The following is an 18,783-nucleotide window of genomic DNA, read 5'->3' as shown; positions in this document are numbered from 1 at the left end:
GCCGGCCCAGCAGACCCAGATCGAGGCGCCCTTGTCGGCGTCCAGGCACTGGCCCGAGTGACGGTTCATGACCGTGCCGTCGGCCCCGGCGGGCCGGACTCCTCGCGTTCAGGTGCCGTCGGGGTCCGTCGGGCCCCCGGCGCGTGGTGCGTCGGTCAGCAGGGACCGTTGTCGGTCCAGACGCCCCACTGGCCGCTCAGGCTCGGGTCGTCGCCCTTGGTCCACCACTTGTTGGTGTAGTAGTGACCCTTCCAGGAGACCTTGGTGCCGCCGGCCGCGTAGGTGGTGCCGGCGTCCCAGCTCGGGGCGGCCGGGCAGCCGGCCGGCGAGGTCGGGGTGCTGGTCGGAGTGCCGGTCGGGGTCGACGTGGGGGTGCTGGTCGGCGTGCCCGTGGGGGTCGGGGTGGCCGTGCCGGTCGGGGTCGGCGTCGGGCTCGGCGCGGCCGGGCAGGACGCGGCGGAGCCGTTGGTGGCGTCGACCATCTTGTCGAACAGCGCGGTCTTGGTGCCCAGGTCGTACAGCGAGAAGGCGAAGGAGCCGCCGAGGCCGTTGCAGTGCGCGTAGTCGGCCTTGGCCTGGATCGAGCGGGCGTCCTCACCGCTCCAGAACGTGGTGCCGTCGTAGAAGTAGGTGGCCTTCGCGTCGTCGTCCCAGAAGGTCTTGGACGGGTTGTCGACGAAGCCGCCGAGCTCCTTGTACATCTGGATGCCGGGGACGTTGCCGGACATCGCCGCACCGGCCGCCGGGTTGGCGGCGGGCTGGAAGAGGCCGTTCTTGCCGTTGTTGGCGACGCCGGTCCAGCCGCGGTAGTAGAACGGGACACCCATGTTGATCTTCTTGGCGGGGAAGCCGCCGGGGATGCCGTAGTCCGCGTCGCCGGCCGTCCAGGCCTTGATGGCGTTGTCGATCGAGTACTTGCCGTGGCCCGGCTTGGCCGGGGTCATCGGGTCGTTCGGGCCGGAGTAGAGCGGGGCCTGGTGGTTCGTCGGGCCCTGGGCGTCCCAGCCGCCGTGCATGTCGTAGGTCATGACGTCGAGGAAGGTGAGGTACTGGCCGACCTTGTCGGTCTCGACGTTCATGATCTTGTCCTGGCCGGCGCCGACCGCGGCGGACAGGGCGTAGGTCTTGTTGTTGGCCTTGCCCTGGGCGTCCAGCTGGTTGCGGAACTCCTGAAGCAGCAGGGTGAAGTTCTGCTTGTCGGCCGGGCTGGAGATGTTGCCGGTGTGGCCGCCGCCGCCCGGGTACTCCCAGTCGATGTCGACGCCGTCGAAGAGGCCGGCCGCCGAGCCCGGGCCGCCGTAGCCGGCGTCCGAGGGGAGGTTGCCCTTGATGAACATGTCGATGCAGGAGGACACCAGGTGCTTGCGCGAGGCGTCGGTGGCGGCGGCCGCCGAGAAGTACTTGGAGTAGGTCCAACCACCCAGCGAGATCAGGACCTTGAGGTTGGGGTTCTTCGCCTTCAGCTTCTTCAGCTGGTTGAAGTTGCCCGCGATCGGCTGGCCCCAGACGTCACCGACGCCGTCGACCGCGATGTCCGGGCCGAAGCTCTTCTGGTAGTCGGCGAACGCGTCGCCGGCGCCGTCACCCGCGTTGGGGTTGTTGTCGTCGGTGCTCGCCGCCTTGGTCGCCTCGAAACAGCCGAGGTCGGTCGGGTGGATGTTGGCGAACGAGTAGATCATGTAGTCCAGCTTCCCGGCGACGCCGGTGTCCTGGATGGTCTTGGGGTAGTACGCGTTCGCGTAGATCGACCACTGGTCGAAGTAGGCGACCTTGATGCCGCCACTGGTGGCGGGCGCGCCGGTGCTGTTGGTGGTCGCGGCGTTGGCCGCGCCGCCGCCGGTCAGCGCGAGGCCCGCGCCGAGCAGCACGGAGGCGGCGGTGCCGGCCGCGATGGCGGCCAGGCTCTTCGGGCGGCGCCGACGGCCGCCCTCCGGAGCCGGGGCCCCGGCCCTTTCAATGCGTGAACGCAGCATGGGTGCGTGACTCCTGGTTGTGGGGGTTCCGTCGCCCGGTGGGCAGCGTCCGGGGTGGGGCCGGACGACCGGGACATGACAGATCAGGGGTGGGGATCGAGCGGGATCAGCGGGATCAGGCCTGACGGACACCGGGATGTGCCGAACCGGCGCCCCCGGCACGAGGCCGGTGACGCCGGTTCAGGGGCTCCCTGCACCTGGGCATTAAAAATGGACTAGACCAACTCCCCCGTCAAGGGGTGATGTTGGGGCTTGAGCCGCGCTTAAGGTTCGGTCGCCCCCGGCCACCCCCGCCGACCTGCGGGTCAGTACCGCACCGCGTTGGCCACCACGGCCTTCACCGTCCCGGACAGGTCCCGGTTGCTGGAGGCGACGGCCTGGGCGGTCTGACCGGCCGCCACGTCCTGGACCGTCACCACGGTCGCGTCCTGCACCTGGCCCGAGTCGTCGGTGAAGTTCACCTGGATCAGGTACCGGTACGACTGCTGCCCGTGGTTGGTGACGGTCAGCGCCGCCTGCGCCTTGCCGCCCGACACGCTCGTCACCCCGTCGACCGTCACGTCGCCCTTGGCGTCCAGCCCGCCCTTGATCCCGGCGATCGCCGAGGAGGCCGAGGCCACCGCCGAGGAGGCCTGCGACCCGGCCGAGGCGAGCGCCGAGGAGACCCGCGCCTCCGCCGAGGCGAGCGCCGACCCGGCGCCGCCGGCCGCCGAGCCCAGCGCCGAGGCCGCGGAGGCCGCGGCCGAGGCGCCCTTCTCCACCGCGGAGACCGCCGAGGAGGCCACGCTGCTCGGGCTGCTGCCGGAGGAGCACCCGGCCAGCACCAGTGCGCCGGCCGCGACGGCGGCCAGCACCCCGGCCGCGGCCCGCTGCCGGCGGTGCGGCGGCCGCCCGCCGGCGCGCGCGTCCGGGCGCTGTGCGGTGACCCTGTGCTGCGTGCCGGTGCGCGGCCCGGACGGGCCCCGGGTGAGCGGCTGGCGGTTCATGCGGTTCCTCGATTCTGCCCGGCGCCGGGCTGCCCGGCACACCTCTGCGCCCACCCTCGGAGCGCCGGACGGGGCCCGCCAGCAGGGCTGGTGCCTCCGGGTGACGCCGCCGGGAGGCACCGGCACCGCCGCCGCGAGGCACCGCCCCACCGGGAGGCACCGCCGCCGGGCCGCTGTCAGGACAGGCCCGAGCCCTCCTGCTCGTCCGCCTCCACCGCGGCGCGCTCCTCGCGCAGCCGCACCACGTGCCGGCGCCGGGCCACCACGCCGTAGGCCCCGGCGGCGCTCGCCACGAAGGCCAGCAGGCCCACCCACGGCCGGTCGAAGGCGTGGCCGCTCAGGTGGTCCAGCGAGTACCGCCCCGGGCCCGCCAGGCCGAGCGCCAGCCCGGTCGCGCCCAGGAAGGCCGGGTACTCGTAGCCGCCGGAGGTCACGAAGAAGCCGGCCGGCGCGTGCACGGCCACCGCGCCCGCCATCGTCCCGGCCACCACCGCCCCGGCCGCCGGGGTGGCGAGTCCGGCCACCAGCAGGGCGCCGCCGCCGGCCTCGCCGACGCCCGCCGCGATCGCGCTCTGCCGGGCCGGATGGAACCCCATGTGCTCCATCGCCGCAGTGGTGCCCTCCAGGCCGCCACCGCCGAACCAGCCGAACAGCTTCTGGGTACCGTGCGCGATCAGCACCCCGCCGACCGCACCGCGCAGGGCCAGCAGGCCCAGGTCCCTACGGTTCAGACACATCTCGGATCCTCGTTTCCGCGCGGGGCCGCCCGCCCGTTGGCGCAGCCTGCCTCCATAGCAACCGAGAGCGCGCACCCGTTCGAGCCGGGACCGCCATCCGGGGGAATCCGGCCGGTTCGCGGAATGAACCGCGGACCGGCCGGATCACGCCCTCGTCGGCCCTCCGCGCGCCGTTCCCGACCGCGCCCGTCCGGGCCACACCGTCCGCCCCCCGGCCGCCCGGTCCGCGGCCGCCCGATCCGCGTCAGGAGCGGCCCGCACCACGCCGCGCCCGGCCGCGGGGCGTGGCGGAGCTGCCGCGCCGACCGGCGCGGTCATGCTTGGCGCATGTTCGTCTTCAACCTGAGCAGCGCCTTCATCGCCTTCTTCGCCGTGGTCGGCCCGCCGAAGGTCCTGCTGGCCTTCGCCCGGCTGGCCACCACCCGGAGCACCCGGGAGCTGCGGCGGCTGGCGGCGTGGAGCACGGTCATCTCGGCGCTGATCGGCCTGGTGCTCGGCTTCACCGCGGACGAGGTCAGCACGCTGTTCCACATCAGCGACCAGTCGCTGCAGCTCGCGGGCGGGACGATCTTCTTCATCTACGCGGTCGCGCTGGTCTTCGGCCTCCACCTCGGCGCCGACGACGAGGACGCCGAGCACCTGCGGAACCCGCTGGTGGACGGCATCCGCGAACTGCTGCTGCCGTACATCGCCAGCCCGCTCGCGGTCACCGCCGTCCTGGTCGCCTCGCTCGCCAAGGACGACTGGGGCTGGAAGGCCACCGTCGCCGGGGCCTACGTCGCGGTCGTGGTGATCAACTACGTCTGCGTGGCCCTGCTCGCACCGCTGATGCGGCGCACCCACCGCACCTCGCTGGAGGTGCTCTCCCGGCTGCTCGGGCTGCTGCTGGCGGCGGTCGGCGTGGAGCTGTTCCTGAACGGGCTGTCCGGGCTCGGCGTGCACCTGCCCGAGGCGCACTGAGCCCGGCCGCCCGCCCTCGGCCCGTCGTCGGCCCGCCACCCGGCCCGTCGTCAGCCCGCGGTCAGCCTGGCCAGCACCTCGCCGATCCGCTCGCGCACCAGCGGGTCGGCGACCAGTCCGTCCGGGCCGACGGCCTGGCGGTCCAGCGGGATCCTGGCGCAGGCCCCGTCCACGACCGCCGCGCCGGTGTAGCCGAGGACGGTGCGCAGGGTCGCCTCGGCGCCGCCGCCGCGGCCCGGGCCGGCCGCGTTGATCCAGGCCGAGGGCTTGTCCGAGATCTCCGTGCCGCCGACCGTCCAGTCCAGCAGGTTCTTGAAGGAGCCGGGCAGCGTGCCGGCGTACTCGGGGGTGCAGATCAGCAGCGCGTCGGCGGCCGCGACGGCCGCGCGCAGGTCGGCCACCGGCCCGGGCAGCGGGTCGGTGTCGTGGTCGGGGTTGAAGTGCGGCAGCGCGGCCAGCCCTTCGAAGTACGTGGCCCGCACGCCCGCCGTGGCGGCCGCCACGGCGGCGGCGGTGCGCAGCACCGTCTCGTTGGTGGAACCGGCGCGCAGGCTCCCGGACAGCAGCAGGACGTGACGCTCGTTCGACATGCCGAGGAACCTACCGCGCCCCGCCCGGCCCCGGGCCGCCGGACGGGACGCCCTACGGCGCGACCACCGGGCGCCAGGGCACCGGGCTGGAGAGGATCATCGAGCTGGACGGCTGGCCGTAGCCGCCGAGCCGGTCGCAGAGGGCCTCGAATTCGGCCATCGTGGGCACCGCGACCAGCAGGGCGCAGCAGGCCCCGCCGGTGACCCGGTGGAGCTGGAGCACCTCCGGCCAGGCGGCCACCTGCGGGTCGCGCAGCACGCAGCGCGGGCCGTAGCACTGGATCTGGACCAGCGCGGTGATCGGCAGGCCGGCCCGGGTGAGGTCCACGTGGGCGTGGTAGCCGGTGATCACCCCGTCCGCCTCCAGCCGGCGGACCCGTTCGGCCACCGCGGGTGCGGACAGGCTCACCCGGCGCGAGAGTTCGTTGTAGGAGAGCCGGGCGTCGGTCTGCAGCTCGGCCAGCAGGCGGCGGTCCACGGCGTCCACGGCGGCTCCCTGAGTGACTGAAAACGAGTGGTTTTGCGATCGTAAAGCGAATCCGCCGAACGCCTCGCAAACGACAGCCGCGAGACCGGTTGCGGTGTCCGTCGACCATTCAAGCCGGGGGTGGCACCGCCGCACAATGGCCTCCCCGGCGGAACCAGGCCGTCCGCCTGGTCGCCGGTCCGGGCGACGCGCCCGGGTGGATCAGGAGGAATCGGGATGGGGCACGACACGGTGGAGACACCCAACCTGTCGTTCGGTCGGCGTGGGGAACCGGGTCGCGGCACACCGTACTCCCGGTACGTGCGCCTGGAGGAGCTGCACAGCCTGCAGCAGCCGCAGAGCAAGATACCGGCCGAGCTGTCGTTCATCGTCACCACCCAGGTGATGGAGCTGCTGTTCGACCTGGTGCGGCACGAGTGGACGCTCGCCCAGCAGGCGCTGCGCGAGGACGACCTGCCCGCCGCACTGGCCGCCCTGCGGCGCGGCACCCACGCGCAGAACGTGCTGGTGGAGTCCTGGGACCTGCTGGCCACCATGACCCCGCAGGAGTTCAACGCCTTCCGCCCGGCGTTCGGCGAGGCCTCCGGCTTCCAGTCCTCGGCCTTCCTGCACCTGGAGTTCCTGCTCGGCAACAAGAACCCCGCACTGCTGTCGATGTACGACGGGATGCCGCAGACCCGGGCCGAACTGGACGAGGCGCTGCGCGCGCCCAGCCTGTACGACGACGCGCTGGCCCTGCTGGCCCGCCGGGGGCTGCCGCTGCGCGCGGAGCCCTCCGCGCAGCGCTACCGCCCCTCCGAGGAGGTCGCGGCGGCCTGGCGCCTGGTCTACACCGACCCGGAGCACGCGGCCCTGCAGCCGCTCGGCGAGGCGCTGCTGGACGTCGCCGAGCGGGTCACCCGCTGGCGCCAGCGCCACCTGTCCGCGGTGAAGCGGACGATGGGCGGCAAGCCCGGCTCGGGCGGCTCGAGCGGGCTGACCTGGCTGCGCAAGTCGGCCGAACAGGACGTGTTCCCGGAGCTGTGGACGATCCGGGACGAGCTGTGAACGAGGGGATGGGCATGATCACTCGCGAGGAGTGCGCGGCGCTGGACGGCGTCGACCCGCTGGCGGCGTTCCGCAAGGAGTTCGCCCTGCCGGACGGCGTCGTCTACCTGGACGGGAACTCGCTCGGCGCGCTGCCGGTGCGGACCCCGGAGCGGGTGCGCCAGGTGGTCGAGGAGGAGTGGGGCCGGGAGCTGATCCGCAGCTGGAACGACGCCGGCTGGTTCGAGCAGCCGTACCGGCTCGGGCGCCGGATCGCGCCGCTGGTCGGGGCCGCGCCACAGGAGGTGGTCGTCTGCGACACCACCTCGGTCAACCTCTTCAAGGTGCTGTCGGCCGCGCTGCGGCTGCGCCCCGGGCGGGGCACGGTGCTGGGCGACGGCGAGGCCTTCCCGACCGACCTGTACATCGCCGAGGGCGTCACCGGGCTGGTCGAGGGCGCGCGCAGCGTGCTGATCAGGCCGGAGGAGCTGGACCGGCACCTGGACGGCGACGTCGCCGCGGTGGTGCTCTCCCACGTGGACTACCGCACCGGCGAGCTGCTGGACCTGCCCGGGATCACCGCCCGGGTGCAGGCCGCGGGCGCGCTGATGATCTGGGACGTCTGCCACTCGGTCGGCGCGGTGCCGGTCGAACTCGGCGCCGCCGGGGCGGACTTCGCGGTCGGCTGCACCTACAAGTACCTGAACGGCGGCCCGGGCTCGCCGGCCTTCCTCTACGTCGCCGAGCGGCACCTGGCGGCCGGTCCGCTGCAGCCGCTGAGCGGCTGGTTCGGCCACGCCCGCCCGTTCGCCTTCGAGCCCGGGTACGAGGCGAAGCCGGGCATCGGCCGGTTCCTCACCAGCTCGCCCTCGCTGCTCGGCCAGGCCGCCCTGGAGGCCAGCCTGGACGTCTGGGAGCGGGCCGACCTCGCCGCCGTGCGGACCAAGAGCCTGGCGCTGACCGACCTGTTCATCGGTCTGGTCGAGGGCCTGGACGGGGTCGAGGTGGCCACCCCGCGCGAGCACGCCCGCCGGGGCAGCCAGGTGGCGCTGCGGCACGCCGACGGCTACCCGGTGGTGCAGGCGCTGATCGAGCGCGGCGTGATCGGCGACTTCCGCGCGCCGGACCTGATGCGCTTCGGCTTCACCCCGCTCTACCTCTCGTACACCGACGTCTGGGACGCGGCCCGGCAGCTGGCCGAGGTGCTGGAGAGCGGCGAGTGGCGGGCGGAGCGGTTCTCCCGCCGGGGCGAGGTGACCTGAGCCCGGGGGCGGAGGGCGTTCCTTGCCGTTAATAATGCCCAGCATTAAAGTTGCGGGCATGGCAAGGACGTCGGCGGGCCACGAGACCCGCGAGAGGCTGCTGCGGGCGGCGGAGGAACTCTTCGCCACCCGCGGCGTGGAAGCCGCACTGACCAGGGACATCACCCGGCTGGCGGGGCAGAGCAACCCGTCCGCCGTGCAGTACCACTTCGGCTCCCGCGAGGGCCTGCTCGACGCGATCATGGCCGGCCGCCAGGAACGCGCCGAGCAGGCCCTCGCGCCGCGCCTGCCCGCACTCGCGGACGCGGACCTGACCGGACTGCTCGGCGCCCTCGTCGCGGCCGAGGCCACCGAACTGCGCACCGAACGGGGCCGGCACTGCCTGCGGATCTCCGCCCAGGTCAGCCGCAGCAGCGGGGTCCGCACCCGGACCCCGCACCCCACCCTCGCCGGCGGCGGCTACTGGCGGCTGATCGGACTGGTGGAGGAGCGGGTCCGCACCCTGCCGGAACCCGTCCGGCTGGAGCGGATCGACCTGACGCTGACGCTGGTCGGCGCGGCGCTGGCCGACCGGGCGCGGCAGTACGCCGCCGGGGCCACCCCCCTGACCGACGAGGAGACCTTCCTCGCCGACCTGGTGACGGTGTCCGTCGCCATGCTCTCCGCCCCCACCCCCCGGAGGAGCACGACGTGAACGACCTGACCGGCAGGACCGTCATCATCACCGGGGGCGCCCGCGGCCTGGGCGCCGAGGCCGCCCGGCTCGCGGTCGCGGCCGGCGGCAACGTGGTGATCACCGACGTCCTGGCCGAGGACGGCGGGGCCGTCGCCGCCGAACTCGGCGAGCGGGCGCGGTTCGTCCGGCACGACGTGACCTCGGAGGAGGACTGGCAGTGCGTGGTGGACCACGCGGTGACGGAGTTCGGCGCCGTGCACGGCCTGGTCAACAACGCCGGGATCTCCACCGGCTCCCTGCTGGCGGAGGAGAGCGTCGAGCACTTCCGCAGGGTCGTCGCAACTACCCCAACACCCCGATGGCCCGGGTCGGCGAGGCGCCCGAGATCGCCACCGCCGTGGTCTACCTGCTCTCCGACGACGCCTCCTACGTCACCGGCGCCGAGCTCGCGGTGGACGGCGGCTGGACCACCGGCCCGACCGTCCGGTACGTCATGGGACAGTGACACACGTCATGTCCAGGTAAAGTTCGACGCCCATCATCCTTGGGAAGCCTCCCGGTTGACCGTCCGTCAGCACCAAGGGAGGTTTGCGTGAACTTCGAACTCGGACCGCTCAAGCCCGAACCTTTCATGCTGGCCCTCGGGCTGGCCCTGTTCTTCCTGGTCCTGTGGATCCTCGGCCACGGCCTGTTCCCCCGCATCGAACGGATCATGGCGGAACGCTGGGAGGCCATCGAGGGCCGCACCCTGCGGGCGGAGGCCGTCCGGGCCGAGGCCGAGGCCGCCCGCGACGCCGGCCGGCACGAGCTGGCCCGGGCCCGGCTCCGGGCGGCGCGGATACGCCAGGAGTACGCCGAACGGGGTGCGGCCGCCGTCACCGCGGCCCGCGAGGAGGCGACCCGGGAACGCAGCCGGCTGGTCACCGCCGCGCACGCGCGGATCGCCGCCGACCAGACCGAGGTGACGAACCGGCTGCGCAGGGACGTGGGCGACCTCGCGGTCGCGCTGGCCGGCCGGGTGGTCGGCCAACCGGTGCACGGCGTCGCCGCCGACCGCCGCACGGTGGACCGCTTCTTCGGCTCGCTCTGAGCCGGGGCGGCTCCGCGCCGGGCCCGATCCGAGCCCTGCCCGTGCTGAGCCCGGCCGGCCGCGGGCCCGTCGTCCCGCCACGCCGGGCGCCGGCCCGTCGGCGATTCAGGCCTTCGAGGCGGCGGGAGCCACCGTCAGCTCCGCCACGAGCCGGCGGTAGACGTCGAAGGCCGGCTTGCGGGAGTAGTCGTCGCGCAGCAGCCCGAAGTGGTGGAACAGCCCCGCGCCGGCACTGTCGGCGTCCCGCAGGCCGAAGAACGCGTAACCGCTGACGGCGAGTTCGGCGGCGAGGCCGGCCACCGTGCGGACCACCTCCTCGACCACCTCGGCCTGCCGCGCCTCGTCGCGCCCCGGGCCGGTGGGCCAGCCGTGCTCGCAGATCCGCATCGGCACCGAGGCCGCGATGCCGGCCCGGGCGGTGTCCCGCCGGAAGCCCGCGAGCACGGCCCGCACCCCGTCGGCGAGCCGGTCCGGCGGCAGCGGACGGAAGACGTCCGGGAAGAAGTCCAGGCCGACGTAGTCCAGCGCGCGGTGGAAGCGCTCGTCGGCGAGGCTGCCGAGCTCCGGCCAGAAGGTGTCGGCCGGGTCGAAGACCGGCACCGCGTTGAAGCCGACCGCCAGGTCGTACCCGTGTGCCAGCGCCTCCTCCTTGGCGGCGACCACCCCCTCCACCAGCGCCCGGCGCACGCCCGGGACGCTGCCGTCCAGGACGGGCAGGTCGGCGTTGGGCTCCTCGCAGATCTGCAGCAGGGCGATCCGCCCGCCGTCGGTCCGGACGGTGTGCCGGACGAAGTCCAGCCAGCCCGCCGACTCCCCGCTGCGCTCGCGGTACTGGAGGACCAGGTCGAGCCGCCGACCCTGCCCGGCGTACTGCTCGGGCCGCTCCGGGGTGTGCTCCCCGGTGGGGTACGAGCGGTAGGCGCGGACGAGGAATTCGGGCGCGTCGCCCTGGAGTTCGCGCAGGGCGGCGGCGATCAGGGCGGGGTCGTCGGGGCGGACGGGCTCGATCACCGAGGTTTCGTCGCCGAGCAGGCCGCCGGGATAGATGCCGAAGGTGAAGGTCATGCCGTCACCGTACCCGATATTTTTGGTGTCACTGCAAATTTACTGTGACACCATGATTTGCCCGTAGGATGCCGCCCATGGGACTTCGCGAACTCAAGAAGCAGCAGACCCGGGAGCTCCTGTCGGACACCGCCATGGTCCTGTTCGCCGAGCACGGGTTCGACCGGGTCACGGTGGTCGAGGTGGCCCGGGCGGCCGGGGTCTCCCCCAACACCGTGTTCAACTACTTCCCGACCAAGGAGGACCTCTTCTTCGACCGGCAGGACGAGGTGGTCGCCCACCTGGCCGGAGTGGTCCGGCGGCGGCCTCCGGGCAGCTCCGCGGTCGACGCCGTCCGGGCCGACCTGCTGGCCGCGGTCGAGGCCGGCGAACCGACGGTCGGACTGGACCCCGGCATGACCGCCTTCTGGCGGATCGTCGCGGACAGCCCGGCCCTGCGCGCCCGGCTGCTGGAACTCGGCGAGCGCTCCGAGGCCGCGCTGGCCGAGGTGCTGGCCGAGGAGTCGGCCGCCGCCCCGGCCGACCCGCTCCCCCGGATCGTGGCCGGCGCCGTCGCCGGGGCCCACGGCGCGGTGCTCGGAGAGATCCGCCGGGCGGTGGTGGCCGGGGAACCGGTCGAGGCGGTGCGCACCCGCGCCCGGGAGGCGGTGGAACGGGCCTTCGGCCTGCTGGCCGCCGGGCTCGCCGACTACCCGCGGCGGCACTGACCGCCGCCCGTCCCGTGCGCCCTCTCCCCCGGGACCGCGACCGGACCCGGGGGCGGCCGCGTGTCCGGCCCCGGCCGCGCGTCCGGCCGGGCACAGGGACGGCACGGCACGGCACGGCACAGGCCGCCCGATCGGATGCGGACCGGGCGGCCTGTGCCGTCACCTCGGGTTCCGGGTGCGCTCAGACGTCACGCACGCACCCGCCCTGTGGGGGTCGTTCAGCTGTGCCGGCCGCGGCGGCGGGCGGCGAGGACGGCGAGACCGCCCAGACCGAGCAGGCCGACACCGGCCAGCCCGAAGACCACCGGCGCGTTGCCCGCACCGGTCGAGGGCAGCTCACCGCCGCCACCCGGGTGGTGGCTGCCCGGGTGACCGGACGGGTGGTGGCTGGTCGGCGCGGGGCCGGAACTGGACCAGCTCGCCGAGGGCGAGGTGCTGCTCGCGGTCGGGGACGGGGAGGTCGGGGTCGCGGTCGGGGACGTGGGCGTCCAGGTCGGCGACGGCCAGGTCGGCCTCGGGGAGGTGGGCCGCGGCGAGGTGGGCGTGGGAGACGTCGGCTTCGGCGAGGTGGGGGTCGGCGAGGTGGGGGTCGGCGAGGTGGGGGTCGGCGAGGTGGGGGTCGGCGAGGTGGGGGTCGGCGAGGTGGGGGTCGGCGAGGTCGGGGTCGGTGAAGGGGACGGGGACGGCGAGGGCGAGGGCGACGAGGAGGTCGGTGTCGGACTCGGGGTCACCCGGCAGTCCGGCAGGTCCCCGTCGAACGGGTAGCTGTGGATCTCGTAGCCGCCCGTGCCGGTGTGGATCAGGTTGCCCGCCAGGTAGACCCGGCCGTTCGTGCCGGCCTGGCCGATGGTCGTGGTGCCGGCCGGGTTGCCGGCCATGACGGACCCCTGGAACTGGGCGCCGCCGAGGATCCGGGCGTCGGTCGCGGTCGGGAAGTTGTACATCAGCCTGGGCCGCAGCTCGGTGGTCTGGTCCCCCGCCAGGCCGGTGCCCGTGTAGGTGTTGATGACCGGGCTGTCGCCGAGCATGTTGACCACGACGGTGGCGCCGTCCGGGATGCCGCGGAAGACCAGGCCGATCTGCCCGCCGGACGACGAGGCGAGGTTCCGGGTGACGTTGAAGACCTGCTTCATGCTGGTGCCGTCACCGGTGAAGGTCGCCTCGCTGTTGGTGACGGCGACCGTCCCGGTCGCGGCGGCCCGGCCCACGCAGGCGGAGACGTCCTCGATCCGGGTCAGCACCGACCGGTACGGCGCGGCGGCGTCCGCGTCCGCGATCGACCGGCCGGTGGGGTCGATGTTGACCGTGCCGGTGACCGTCCCGGCGTGGCGCAGGTTGCCGAAGGCCTGGCCCTTGGAGTCGCTGCCGCCGATCAGGATCCGGTTGCCGGTCTTGACGTCGACGTTGCCGCCGGCGGTCACGAAGTCGCTGCCGTTGGGCGGTGCGATGCGCGAACCGACGCCGACGACGCCCATGTTGTAGGCGCCGCCGCCCTGGCTCTTGTCGACGGTGAGGTTCCCCAGCGCGACGATCTTGCCCTCGGCCTCGGCCGCGCGGCCGGTCACGGTGTAGTCGCCGCCGGCGAAGACGTTGATGGTGGCGTCCCGGCCGGTGAAGTCGCCGTTGTTCGGCGGCGGCCAGGTGGCCGGGCAGTCCGGCCCCGTGCAGGCGCCGAGCGGCGGCGCCAGCGGCGCGGCCGAACCGACCGTCAGCACGGCGGCCAGCGGCAGCGCGGCGACGGCGGTGGCCACGGCGACCCGCGCCGCCCGGCGCCGACCGGTGGTGGACACGCCCCTGGCGGCGGTCGTTCTGTGATCCGGCGTACCGGTGCCCTGAGCCATCGACACATTCCTCCGCGCATAGAAAAGGGCAGGTGGATGACCTGCCACGTTCCGTGTGATGTGCTGCCAATCCCACAAATCCGGGACATCCAACCCGAAACGGGACGAATGACACCCTGGAGACCCTCGGATGCGATCCGACGATCAGCCGAACGGCGGAGCAGCTCCGCCAGGACGGCCCCGGCCCCGGGACTCCGGCCGGGGCCGTTAGGTTGGGGGCATGACCACCGAGGCCAAGGACCACAGCGCACCGCTCGTCGCCGTCGCGTCCGCCGACGCCGTGCTGCGCCACCCCGAGGCGGGTGAGCACCTGCTGACCCCCGTCGAGCGCGAGCGCGCCGCCCGCTTCCGGCACGAGTCCGGGCGGATCGACTTCACCGCCGGGCACCTGCTCGTCCGGCTCTGCGCCGCCCGGCTCCTCGACGTCCCGGTGGCCGCCGTCACGCTCGCCCAGCAGTGCCCGGACTGCGGCCTGGCCGACCACGGCAAGCCCTTCCTGCCGGACCACCCCGACGTGCACGTGAGCCTCTCCCACACCCGCGGCGTGGTCGCGGCCGGGGCCGGCCGCCACCCGGTCGGCGTCGACGTCGAACTGGCCGGGCGCAGCGGATCGCTGCGCGCCGTCGCCCGCCGGGTCCTCACCCCGGCCGAACTGGCCCGGGTCGAGGCGGCACCGGAGCCGGACCGGGCCTTCCTGCGCCAGTGGGTCCGCAAGGAGTCACTGATCAAGATCGGCCGGGCCACCCTGGACACCCTGGCCGGCGTCGACCTCTCCGCCCTCCCCCTGGACGTCCCGCCCGGCCCCCCGCTCCGCAGCCGGCACCAGGACCTGCACCTGCTCGACTGGACCGACCGGGAGCACGACGCCGCCGTCGCAGCCGTCAGCACCGCCGCACCGGAGGTCGTGGAGCTGACGACCGCGGGCTGAGCGGGCGGGACGACCGAGCGGTCTGGCGGGCCGAGCCGGCGGACGGCTGGGCGGGCGGGCCGAGTAGGCGGACGGCGCGCGTCCGGGCCCGCCGGACGGGCCCGGCGGACGGGCCCGGCGGCGACGACCCGCGCGGCGGCCCGGTGCGTAAGCGGTGTTAGCGTGCCTGGTCGCGGGCGGTTGTCCACCGGTGTCCACCGGGCGCCCGCCCCACCAGCTGCCCACCGCCGGATTAAGGGTGTCCCCGCCATGGCCAAGTTCCTGCTGAGCCTGCACGTCCTCGCGTCGGTCCTGTTCATAGGCCCGGTCGCGGTGGCCGTCAGCATGTTCCCGCGGCGGGCCAGGGCCGCGCTGGCCGGCGGACCGGACCAGGCCTCGGACGCCGGCGTGCTGCGCATCCTGCACCGGATCACCCAGGTCTACGCCCTGCTGGGGATCGCGGTGCCCGTGCTGGGGATCGGACTGGCCCAGGTGATGGACGTGCTCGGGCAGTCCTGGCTGATCGTCTCGATGGTGCTCACCGCGATCGCCGCGCTCTCGCTGCTGCTCTTCGTGCTGCCCGGACAGCAGGCCGCGGTGGACGCGCTCGGCCTCGACGACTCGGACGAGCGGCACGCCAAGGCCGTCGGCGGCCTGCGACTGCTGCCGATGACGGCCGGGGTGTTCAACCTGCTGTGGGCCGTGGTCGTGGTGATGATGGTGATCCGCCCCGGGTCCAGCACCGGCGTCTGAACCTCCCCGACCGCGTCCGGACCTCCCCGAGCGGGCACCCGGCCCTCTCCCGCCCGACCGGCCCGGTCCAGTACCGTCGTCGACCATGACGATCATGGCGGGCATGGGGACCGGGGTGGGGACGGGCGTCGGCGCACTGCTGCGCGGCTGGCGGGAGAGACGGCAGCTCAGCCAACTGCAACTGGCCCTGCTGGCCGACTCCTCGGCCCGGCACATCAGCTTCGTCGAGAACGGCCGCTCCCGGCCCAGCCAGGAGATGGTGCTGCGGCTGGCCGAGCACCTGGACGTCCCCGTCCGCGCACGCAACACGCTGCTGCTCGCCGCCGGCTACGCCCCCCTCTACCCCGAGACGCCGCTGGACGACCCCTCGATGGCGGCGCTGCGGGGCGGCCTGGAGCGCCTGCTCGCCGCGCACGACCCCTACCCCGCCCTGGTCGTCGACGGCACCTTCCGGGTGCTGGCCGCCAACCGCGCGCTCGGCCTGCTCCTCGACGGCGTCGCCCCGCACCTGCTGCAGGACCCGCCCAACGCGATGCGGATCACCCTGCACCCCGAGGGCGTGGCGCCGCGCATCGTCAACTTCCGCCAGTGGCGTCGGCACCTGCTGGAGCGGATGGAGCACCAGATCGACCTGGTCCGCTCCGAGCCGCTGCGCCGGCTCTACGAGGAGGTCTCCGGGTACCCCGAGCCGGCGTCCGGCGCGGGCACGGCGGAGGAGGACACCACCGAGGCGTTCCCGTTCGCGCTGCCGCTGCGGATCGCGCACCAGGGGCGGGTGCTGTCCTTCCTGTCCACCATCGCGACCTTCAACACCCCGCTGGACGTGACCGTCTCCGAGCTGGCCATGGAGACCTTCCTCCCGGCGGACGCGGAGACGGTCCGGTTCCTGCAGTCCGCCGTGGGGCCGGAGCGGTAGGAGCGGGCGGTCAGGCGGGCGGACGGAGGGGCGTCCGTACGGGGTCCGGACCTCAGGTGCGGTCGGCGCGGCGCAGGGCGGTGGACTGCAGGGCCACGAACAGGGCCACCACCGCGGCCTGCGCGGCGATCCAGACGGACCCGGCGGTGGTCGGCTCCAACCAGGCCTCCGGCGCGACCAGACTGAGCACCACCCACACCGCGTTGAGGCCGGTCACCGTCCACACGGCCGCCCGCGGCGGGCGCCTGCGGGCGGCCAGGGCGCCGACCGCCACCGCGTACACGGTGAGGAAGGCCCCGAGCTCGACCAGGGTGGACCGACCGACGCCGAGCAGCTCGCCGACCGGACCGGCGAGGATCAGGTAGGCCAGGCCGTTGCCGCCGGTGACCAGTGCGTCCAGGGCGAGCACCCCGCGCACGGTCCGCAGCGAGAGGACGGAGTCGGCGGGGCGCGTGGGCGGCGTCAGGGTGTGGGCGGACACGGCGGATCAGCCTCCTGAGGGGGTTCGGGTCCTGGTTGCCGGTGGCCGTGCGCCGACCGGACGCCTCCAGCCTGCCCGGCGACCCGCGGGGCGTCGATTACCCGCCAGGTCATGATCGGTACCCGCCGGGTCACGGCCCGGGTCGGGGTCAGGTCGGGTCGGGGCTGGGTCGGGTCGGGGCCGGGGCGTCAGCCGGCGTGTCGGTCGGGGTGTCGGTCGGGGCGTCAGCCGGCGTGTCGGTCGGGGTGTCGGTCGGGGCGTGCGCCGGAACGTGGCTCGGTGCGTACGCCGGGCCGCGGATCGGCCCCGGGGCGGCGGAGCACGACACCCGCCCGTTTCACCGCCCGGGCGGTGATCGTGGTCTCGGCCCGGGCCACCCCGAGCGGGCCCAGGGTCTCGGTGAGGAACCGGTAGAGGCCGCCGTGGTCCGCGCAGAACAGGGTGGCCAGCAGGTTGGCCGGACCACTGGTGGCGAACACCCCGTGCACCTGCGGATGACCGGCGAGCGCGGTGCCGACCTCCGCGAGCCGACCCGGCGGGACGTCCAGCCAGAGGTTGGCGTCCACGGCCATCCCGAGCAGCCTCGGGTCGACGGTGGCGTGGGTGCGCAGCAGCCCCAGCTCGTCGAGCCTGCCCAGCCGGCGGCGGACGGTCGACTCCGCGGCGCCGACCGCTCCGGCCAGCGCCGCGTGCGACTGCCGGGCGTCCTCGCCCAGCCGGGCCAGCAGCGCACGGTCGAGCTCGTCCGTCGGCGGCGGCACCGCGGGACGCGGCACGACCGGCCGGGCGAGCGCGGCGACCTCCGCCTCCGTCAGCTGGCCGGCCCGCCACTGCCCGGCGTCCGCGAAGGCGTGCAGCACGGCGTGCGTGGTGGTCTCGACGACCGCGCTGGTCGCGGGCAACTGCCCGTACAGCAGGCGGTCGCGGGCCCCGGCGTCGGTCAGCATGACGGCGCCGACCTCCTGGCCGCCGAGCATCACGTCGACGAAGGGCACGTCGGGCCGGTCGGCCAGCGCCCGGGCGACCGCGTCCACCGCCCCGCTCAGCACCCGGACCCGCAGCAGCAGCGCGCCCACCGCGGCGTCCTCGACGTCGGGCAGCCGGACCACCCGCAGCACCCCGGTCTGCCGCAGCCGGCCCAGTCGGCGGGTGACCGTCCGGGCGGAGACGCCGAGCACCTCGGCGATGCGGCCGGGCTCGGCCCGTCCGTCGACCTGCAGGGCGCAGACCAGACGGCGGTCCAGCTGGTCCAGCACGGTGTCCGGATCAGCGGCGGAAAGGTCCATGGTGTCCGATCTCCGTCATCCGGGGCCGTTCGAGCGTCCTGTTCCAGCGCCATGACGGTACTCCTTGTCCCGGGAGGCCGGAGCGACCGGCCCCCGGGCGGAAGGGACGACGACGATGGAGGCTGCGGCGATGGGGACCGTGTCGGCGGAGACCGTACCGGCCGAGCTGTGGGCGCTGGCGGAGCAGGTGACGACGGCCGTGCGCCTGGTCGGTGCGGGGCTGGCGGCCCGTCGGCCCGCCGCGCCGACCCCGGCGGCGACCGGGGAGGAGGCGGGCGCCCGGTTCGCCGAGATCGACGGCCCGGCCGCCGCCGAGCTCCGCGAGCGGCTGAGCGCACTGCACCCCCGCGCCGGGTGGGTGCCGGAGGAACTGGACGGCTCGATGCCCGCCGAGGGCGAGTGGTGGCTCTGCGACGCGACGGACGGCGCGGTGCAGTACCTGCTGGGGCAGCCGCACTGGGCCGTCACGGCGACGCTGATCCGGGACGGCGCGGCGGTGCTCGCCGTGGTGCACGCGCCGGAGCTGGGCACCGGCCCCGGCGCCGGGTGGACGTACCAGGCGGTGCTGGGCGGCGGGGCCCGGCTGGACGGGCGGGCGATCGCGCCGCTGCCGCGCGAGCTCGCGGCCACCGTCGCCGGCACCAGCCAGCCGCCGTTCGTCGCGGCCGACCCGGTGGCGCTGCGCCGGGCGGGCGAGTCGCTGTGCGCGATGGCCGGCGCGGTGCCCGCCGTGCGCAACCTCGGCCCCACCGCGCTGCAGGTGGCGCAGGTCGGCTCCGGACACCTGGCGCTGTTCTGGGAGTACGGCCGGGACGCCGGCAACCTGCTGCCCGGAGCACTGATCGCGAGCGAGGCCGGGGCGACGGTGACGGACGCCGCCGGGGCGGCCTGGACGGCCGGGTCCGACAGCTTCCTCGCCGCCGCGCCCGGGCTGCACGCGGACGCGCTGGGGGTGCTGCGGGTGGTGCGTTGAGCCGGCGTCGGTCGGCCGGCCGGGGGCGAGGGGCGGGTCGCTCGGCGTACGGCCGGGCGGCGCGCGT

Annotated in this window: 19 protein-coding genes and 1 pseudogene; 11 read left to right on the top strand and 9 right to left on the bottom strand. The window is 74.6% G+C overall.

Features of this window, described 5'->3' with window-relative positions; translation table 11 throughout:
* Positions 1–155: 155 nt before the first annotated feature.
* From AB0N04_RS33895 to AB0N04_RS33885, 3 genes are all read right to left on the bottom strand, one after another.
* The gene (locus tag AB0N04_RS33895) at positions 156–1,973 is read right to left on the bottom strand and encodes a glycosyl hydrolase family 18 protein (protein ID WP_360220566.1); all 1,818 of its coding nucleotides are present in this window, start codon (positions 1,971–1,973) and stop codon (positions 156–158) included.
* A 305-nt stretch (positions 1,974–2,278) separates the two neighbouring features.
* Positions 2,279–2,959 (bottom strand): hypothetical protein, encoded by a 681-nt coding sequence (locus AB0N04_RS33890; protein WP_360220563.1) that lies wholly within the window; start codon positions 2,957–2,959, stop codon positions 2,279–2,281.
* 176 nt (positions 2,960–3,135) lie between these two features.
* Positions 3,136–3,696 (bottom strand): DoxX family protein, encoded by a 561-nt coding sequence (locus tag AB0N04_RS33885; RefSeq protein WP_360220560.1) that lies wholly within the window; start codon positions 3,694–3,696, stop codon positions 3,136–3,138.
* Positions 3,697–4,023: 327 nt separating this feature from the next.
* Between AB0N04_RS33885 and AB0N04_RS33880 the strand changes: the two genes are divergently transcribed.
* Entirely contained in the window at positions 4,024–4,656 is a 633-nt protein-coding gene (locus AB0N04_RS33880) for a MarC family protein (protein WP_360220558.1), read from the top strand.
* A gap of 50 nt (positions 4,657–4,706) precedes the next feature.
* On the opposite strand, the gene AB0N04_RS33875 is transcribed toward AB0N04_RS33880, so the two are convergent.
* Positions 4,707–5,246, bottom strand: a complete 540-nt coding sequence (locus AB0N04_RS33875) for an NAD(P)H-dependent oxidoreductase (RefSeq protein ID WP_360220555.1) — start codon at positions 5,244–5,246, stop codon at positions 4,707–4,709.
* A gap of 52 nt (positions 5,247–5,298) precedes the next feature.
* Positions 5,299–5,733, bottom strand: coding sequence for an Lrp/AsnC family transcriptional regulator (locus AB0N04_RS33870; protein WP_360220552.1), 435 nt, complete (start codon positions 5,731–5,733; stop codon positions 5,299–5,301).
* 300 nt (positions 5,734–6,033) lie between these two features.
* On the opposite strand from AB0N04_RS33870, the gene AB0N04_RS33865 reads away from it, so the two are divergent.
* The 5 genes and pseudogenes from AB0N04_RS33865 to atpF all read left to right on the top strand — a co-directional run bounded on the left by AB0N04_RS33865 (position 6,034) and on the right by atpF (position 9,787).
* Positions 6,034–6,780, top strand: a complete 747-nt coding sequence (locus AB0N04_RS33865; protein WP_360220549.1) for a tryptophan 2,3-dioxygenase family protein — start codon at positions 6,034–6,036, stop codon at positions 6,778–6,780.
* A gap of 8 nt (positions 6,781–6,788) precedes the next feature.
* Complete coding sequence (gene kynU, locus AB0N04_RS33860) at positions 6,789–8,021, top strand: kynureninase (RefSeq protein ID WP_360220546.1); 1,233 nt, start codon at positions 6,789–6,791, stop codon at positions 8,019–8,021.
* A 58-nt stretch (positions 8,022–8,079) separates the two neighbouring features.
* Entirely contained in the window at positions 8,080–8,715 is a 636-nt protein-coding gene (locus AB0N04_RS33855) for a TetR family transcriptional regulator (protein WP_360220543.1), read from the top strand.
* Positions 8,712–9,202, top strand: a pseudogene (locus AB0N04_RS33850) (SDR family oxidoreductase). Before AB0N04_RS33855 ends, AB0N04_RS33850 begins: the two are co-directional and overlap by 4 nt.
* Positions 9,203–9,289: 87 nt before the next feature.
* On the top strand, positions 9,290–9,787 hold the full coding sequence (gene atpF, locus AB0N04_RS33845; RefSeq protein WP_360220540.1) for a F0F1 ATP synthase subunit B: 498 nt from the start codon (positions 9,290–9,292) through the stop codon (positions 9,785–9,787).
* A 105-nt stretch (positions 9,788–9,892) separates the two neighbouring features.
* On the opposite strand, the gene AB0N04_RS33840 is transcribed toward atpF, so the two are convergent.
* Positions 9,893–10,852: a hypothetical protein gene (locus tag AB0N04_RS33840; protein WP_360220537.1), complete on the bottom strand. Its 960-nt coding sequence runs from the start codon at positions 10,850–10,852 to the stop codon at positions 9,893–9,895.
* Between the two features lie 77 nt (positions 10,853–10,929).
* On the opposite strand from AB0N04_RS33840, the gene AB0N04_RS33835 reads away from it, so the two are divergent.
* Positions 10,930–11,559 (top strand): TetR family transcriptional regulator, encoded by a 630-nt coding sequence (locus AB0N04_RS33835; protein ID WP_360220534.1) that lies wholly within the window; start codon positions 10,930–10,932, stop codon positions 11,557–11,559.
* Positions 11,560–11,777: 218 nt separating this feature from the next.
* Here AB0N04_RS33835 and AB0N04_RS33830 read toward each other — a convergent pair whose 3' ends face one another.
* Entirely contained in the window at positions 11,778–13,400 is a 1,623-nt protein-coding gene (locus AB0N04_RS33830; RefSeq protein ID WP_360220531.1) for a choice-of-anchor A family protein, read from the bottom strand.
* A 220-nt stretch (positions 13,401–13,620) separates the two neighbouring features.
* Between AB0N04_RS33830 and AB0N04_RS33825 the strand changes: the two genes are divergently transcribed.
* The 3 genes from AB0N04_RS33825 (at position 13,621) to AB0N04_RS33815 (ending at position 15,976) form a co-directional block, all read left to right on the top strand.
* Positions 13,621–14,328, top strand: coding sequence for a 4'-phosphopantetheinyl transferase superfamily protein (locus AB0N04_RS33825; protein WP_360220528.1), 708 nt, complete (start codon positions 13,621–13,623; stop codon positions 14,326–14,328).
* Between the two features lie 249 nt (positions 14,329–14,577).
* Entirely contained in the window at positions 14,578–15,060 is a 483-nt protein-coding gene (locus AB0N04_RS33820) for a DUF2269 family protein (protein ID WP_360220525.1), read from the top strand.
* A gap of 85 nt (positions 15,061–15,145) precedes the next feature.
* Positions 15,146–15,976, top strand: a complete 831-nt coding sequence (locus tag AB0N04_RS33815; RefSeq protein WP_360220522.1) for a helix-turn-helix domain-containing protein — start codon at positions 15,146–15,148, stop codon at positions 15,974–15,976.
* A gap of 52 nt (positions 15,977–16,028) precedes the next feature.
* On the opposite strand, the gene AB0N04_RS33810 is transcribed toward AB0N04_RS33815, so the two are convergent.
* The gene (locus AB0N04_RS33810; RefSeq protein WP_360220519.1) at positions 16,029–16,457 is read right to left on the bottom strand and encodes a hypothetical protein; all 429 of its coding nucleotides are present in this window, start codon (positions 16,455–16,457) and stop codon (positions 16,029–16,031) included.
* Positions 16,458–16,681: 224 nt separating this feature from the next.
* Positions 16,682–17,743 (bottom strand): Lrp/AsnC family transcriptional regulator, encoded by a 1,062-nt coding sequence (locus AB0N04_RS33805; RefSeq protein ID WP_360220516.1) that lies wholly within the window; start codon positions 17,741–17,743, stop codon positions 16,682–16,684.
* Between the two features lie 130 nt (positions 17,744–17,873).
* Between AB0N04_RS33805 and AB0N04_RS33800 the strand changes: the two genes are divergently transcribed.
* On the top strand, positions 17,874–18,716 hold the full coding sequence (locus AB0N04_RS33800) for an inositol monophosphatase family protein (protein WP_363365638.1): 843 nt from the start codon (positions 17,874–17,876) through the stop codon (positions 18,714–18,716).
* Positions 18,717–18,783 lie beyond the last annotated feature (67 nt).

This window comes from Kitasatospora sp. NPDC051702, assembly GCF_040681575.1.
GTDB lineage: Bacteria > Actinomycetota > Actinomycetes > Streptomycetales > Streptomycetaceae > Kitasatospora.
The sequence above is the reverse complement of the archived record's forward strand: the minus strand, read 5'-3'. Positions and strand labels throughout refer to the sequence as shown.

Bases quoted from the DNA above. Each gene is read 5' to 3' on its own strand.
- AB0N04_RS33895 (WP_360220566.1), bottom strand. From the start codon at position 1,973: ATGCTGCGTTCACGCATTGAAAGGGCCGGGGCCCCGGCTCCGGAGGGC.
- AB0N04_RS33890 (WP_360220563.1), bottom strand. From the start codon at position 2,959: ATGAACCGCCAGCCGCTCACCCGGGGCCCGTCCGGGCCGCGCACCGGC.
- AB0N04_RS33885 (WP_360220560.1), bottom strand. From the start codon at position 3,696: ATGTGTCTGAACCGTAGGGACCTGGGCCTGCTGGCCCTGCGCGGTGCG.
- AB0N04_RS33880 (WP_360220558.1), top strand. From the start codon at position 4,024: ATGTTCGTCTTCAACCTGAGCAGCGCCTTCATCGCCTTCTTCGCCGTG.
- AB0N04_RS33875 (WP_360220555.1), bottom strand. From the start codon at position 5,246: ATGTCGAACGAGCGTCACGTCCTGCTGCTGTCCGGGAGCCTGCGCGCC.
- kynU (WP_360220546.1), top strand. From the start codon at position 6,789: ATGGGCATGATCACTCGCGAGGAGTGCGCGGCGCTGGACGGCGTCGAC.
- AB0N04_RS33855 (WP_360220543.1), top strand. From the start codon at position 8,080: ATGGCAAGGACGTCGGCGGGCCACGAGACCCGCGAGAGGCTGCTGCGG.
- AB0N04_RS33840 (WP_360220537.1), bottom strand. From the start codon at position 10,852: ATGACCTTCACCTTCGGCATCTATCCCGGCGGCCTGCTCGGCGACGAA.
- AB0N04_RS33835 (WP_360220534.1), top strand. From the start codon at position 10,930: ATGGGACTTCGCGAACTCAAGAAGCAGCAGACCCGGGAGCTCCTGTCG.
- AB0N04_RS33830 (WP_360220531.1), bottom strand. From the start codon at position 13,400: ATGGCTCAGGGCACCGGTACGCCGGATCACAGAACGACCGCCGCCAGG.
- AB0N04_RS33825 (WP_360220528.1), top strand. From the start codon at position 13,621: ATGACCACCGAGGCCAAGGACCACAGCGCACCGCTCGTCGCCGTCGCG.
- AB0N04_RS33820 (WP_360220525.1), top strand. From the start codon at position 14,578: ATGGCCAAGTTCCTGCTGAGCCTGCACGTCCTCGCGTCGGTCCTGTTC.
- AB0N04_RS33815 (WP_360220522.1), top strand. From the start codon at position 15,146: ATGACGATCATGGCGGGCATGGGGACCGGGGTGGGGACGGGCGTCGGC.
- AB0N04_RS33805 (WP_360220516.1), bottom strand. From the start codon at position 17,743: ATGGACCTTTCCGCCGCTGATCCGGACACCGTGCTGGACCAGCTGGAC.
- AB0N04_RS33800 (WP_363365638.1), top strand. From the start codon at position 17,874: ATGGGGACCGTGTCGGCGGAGACCGTACCGGCCGAGCTGTGGGCGCTG.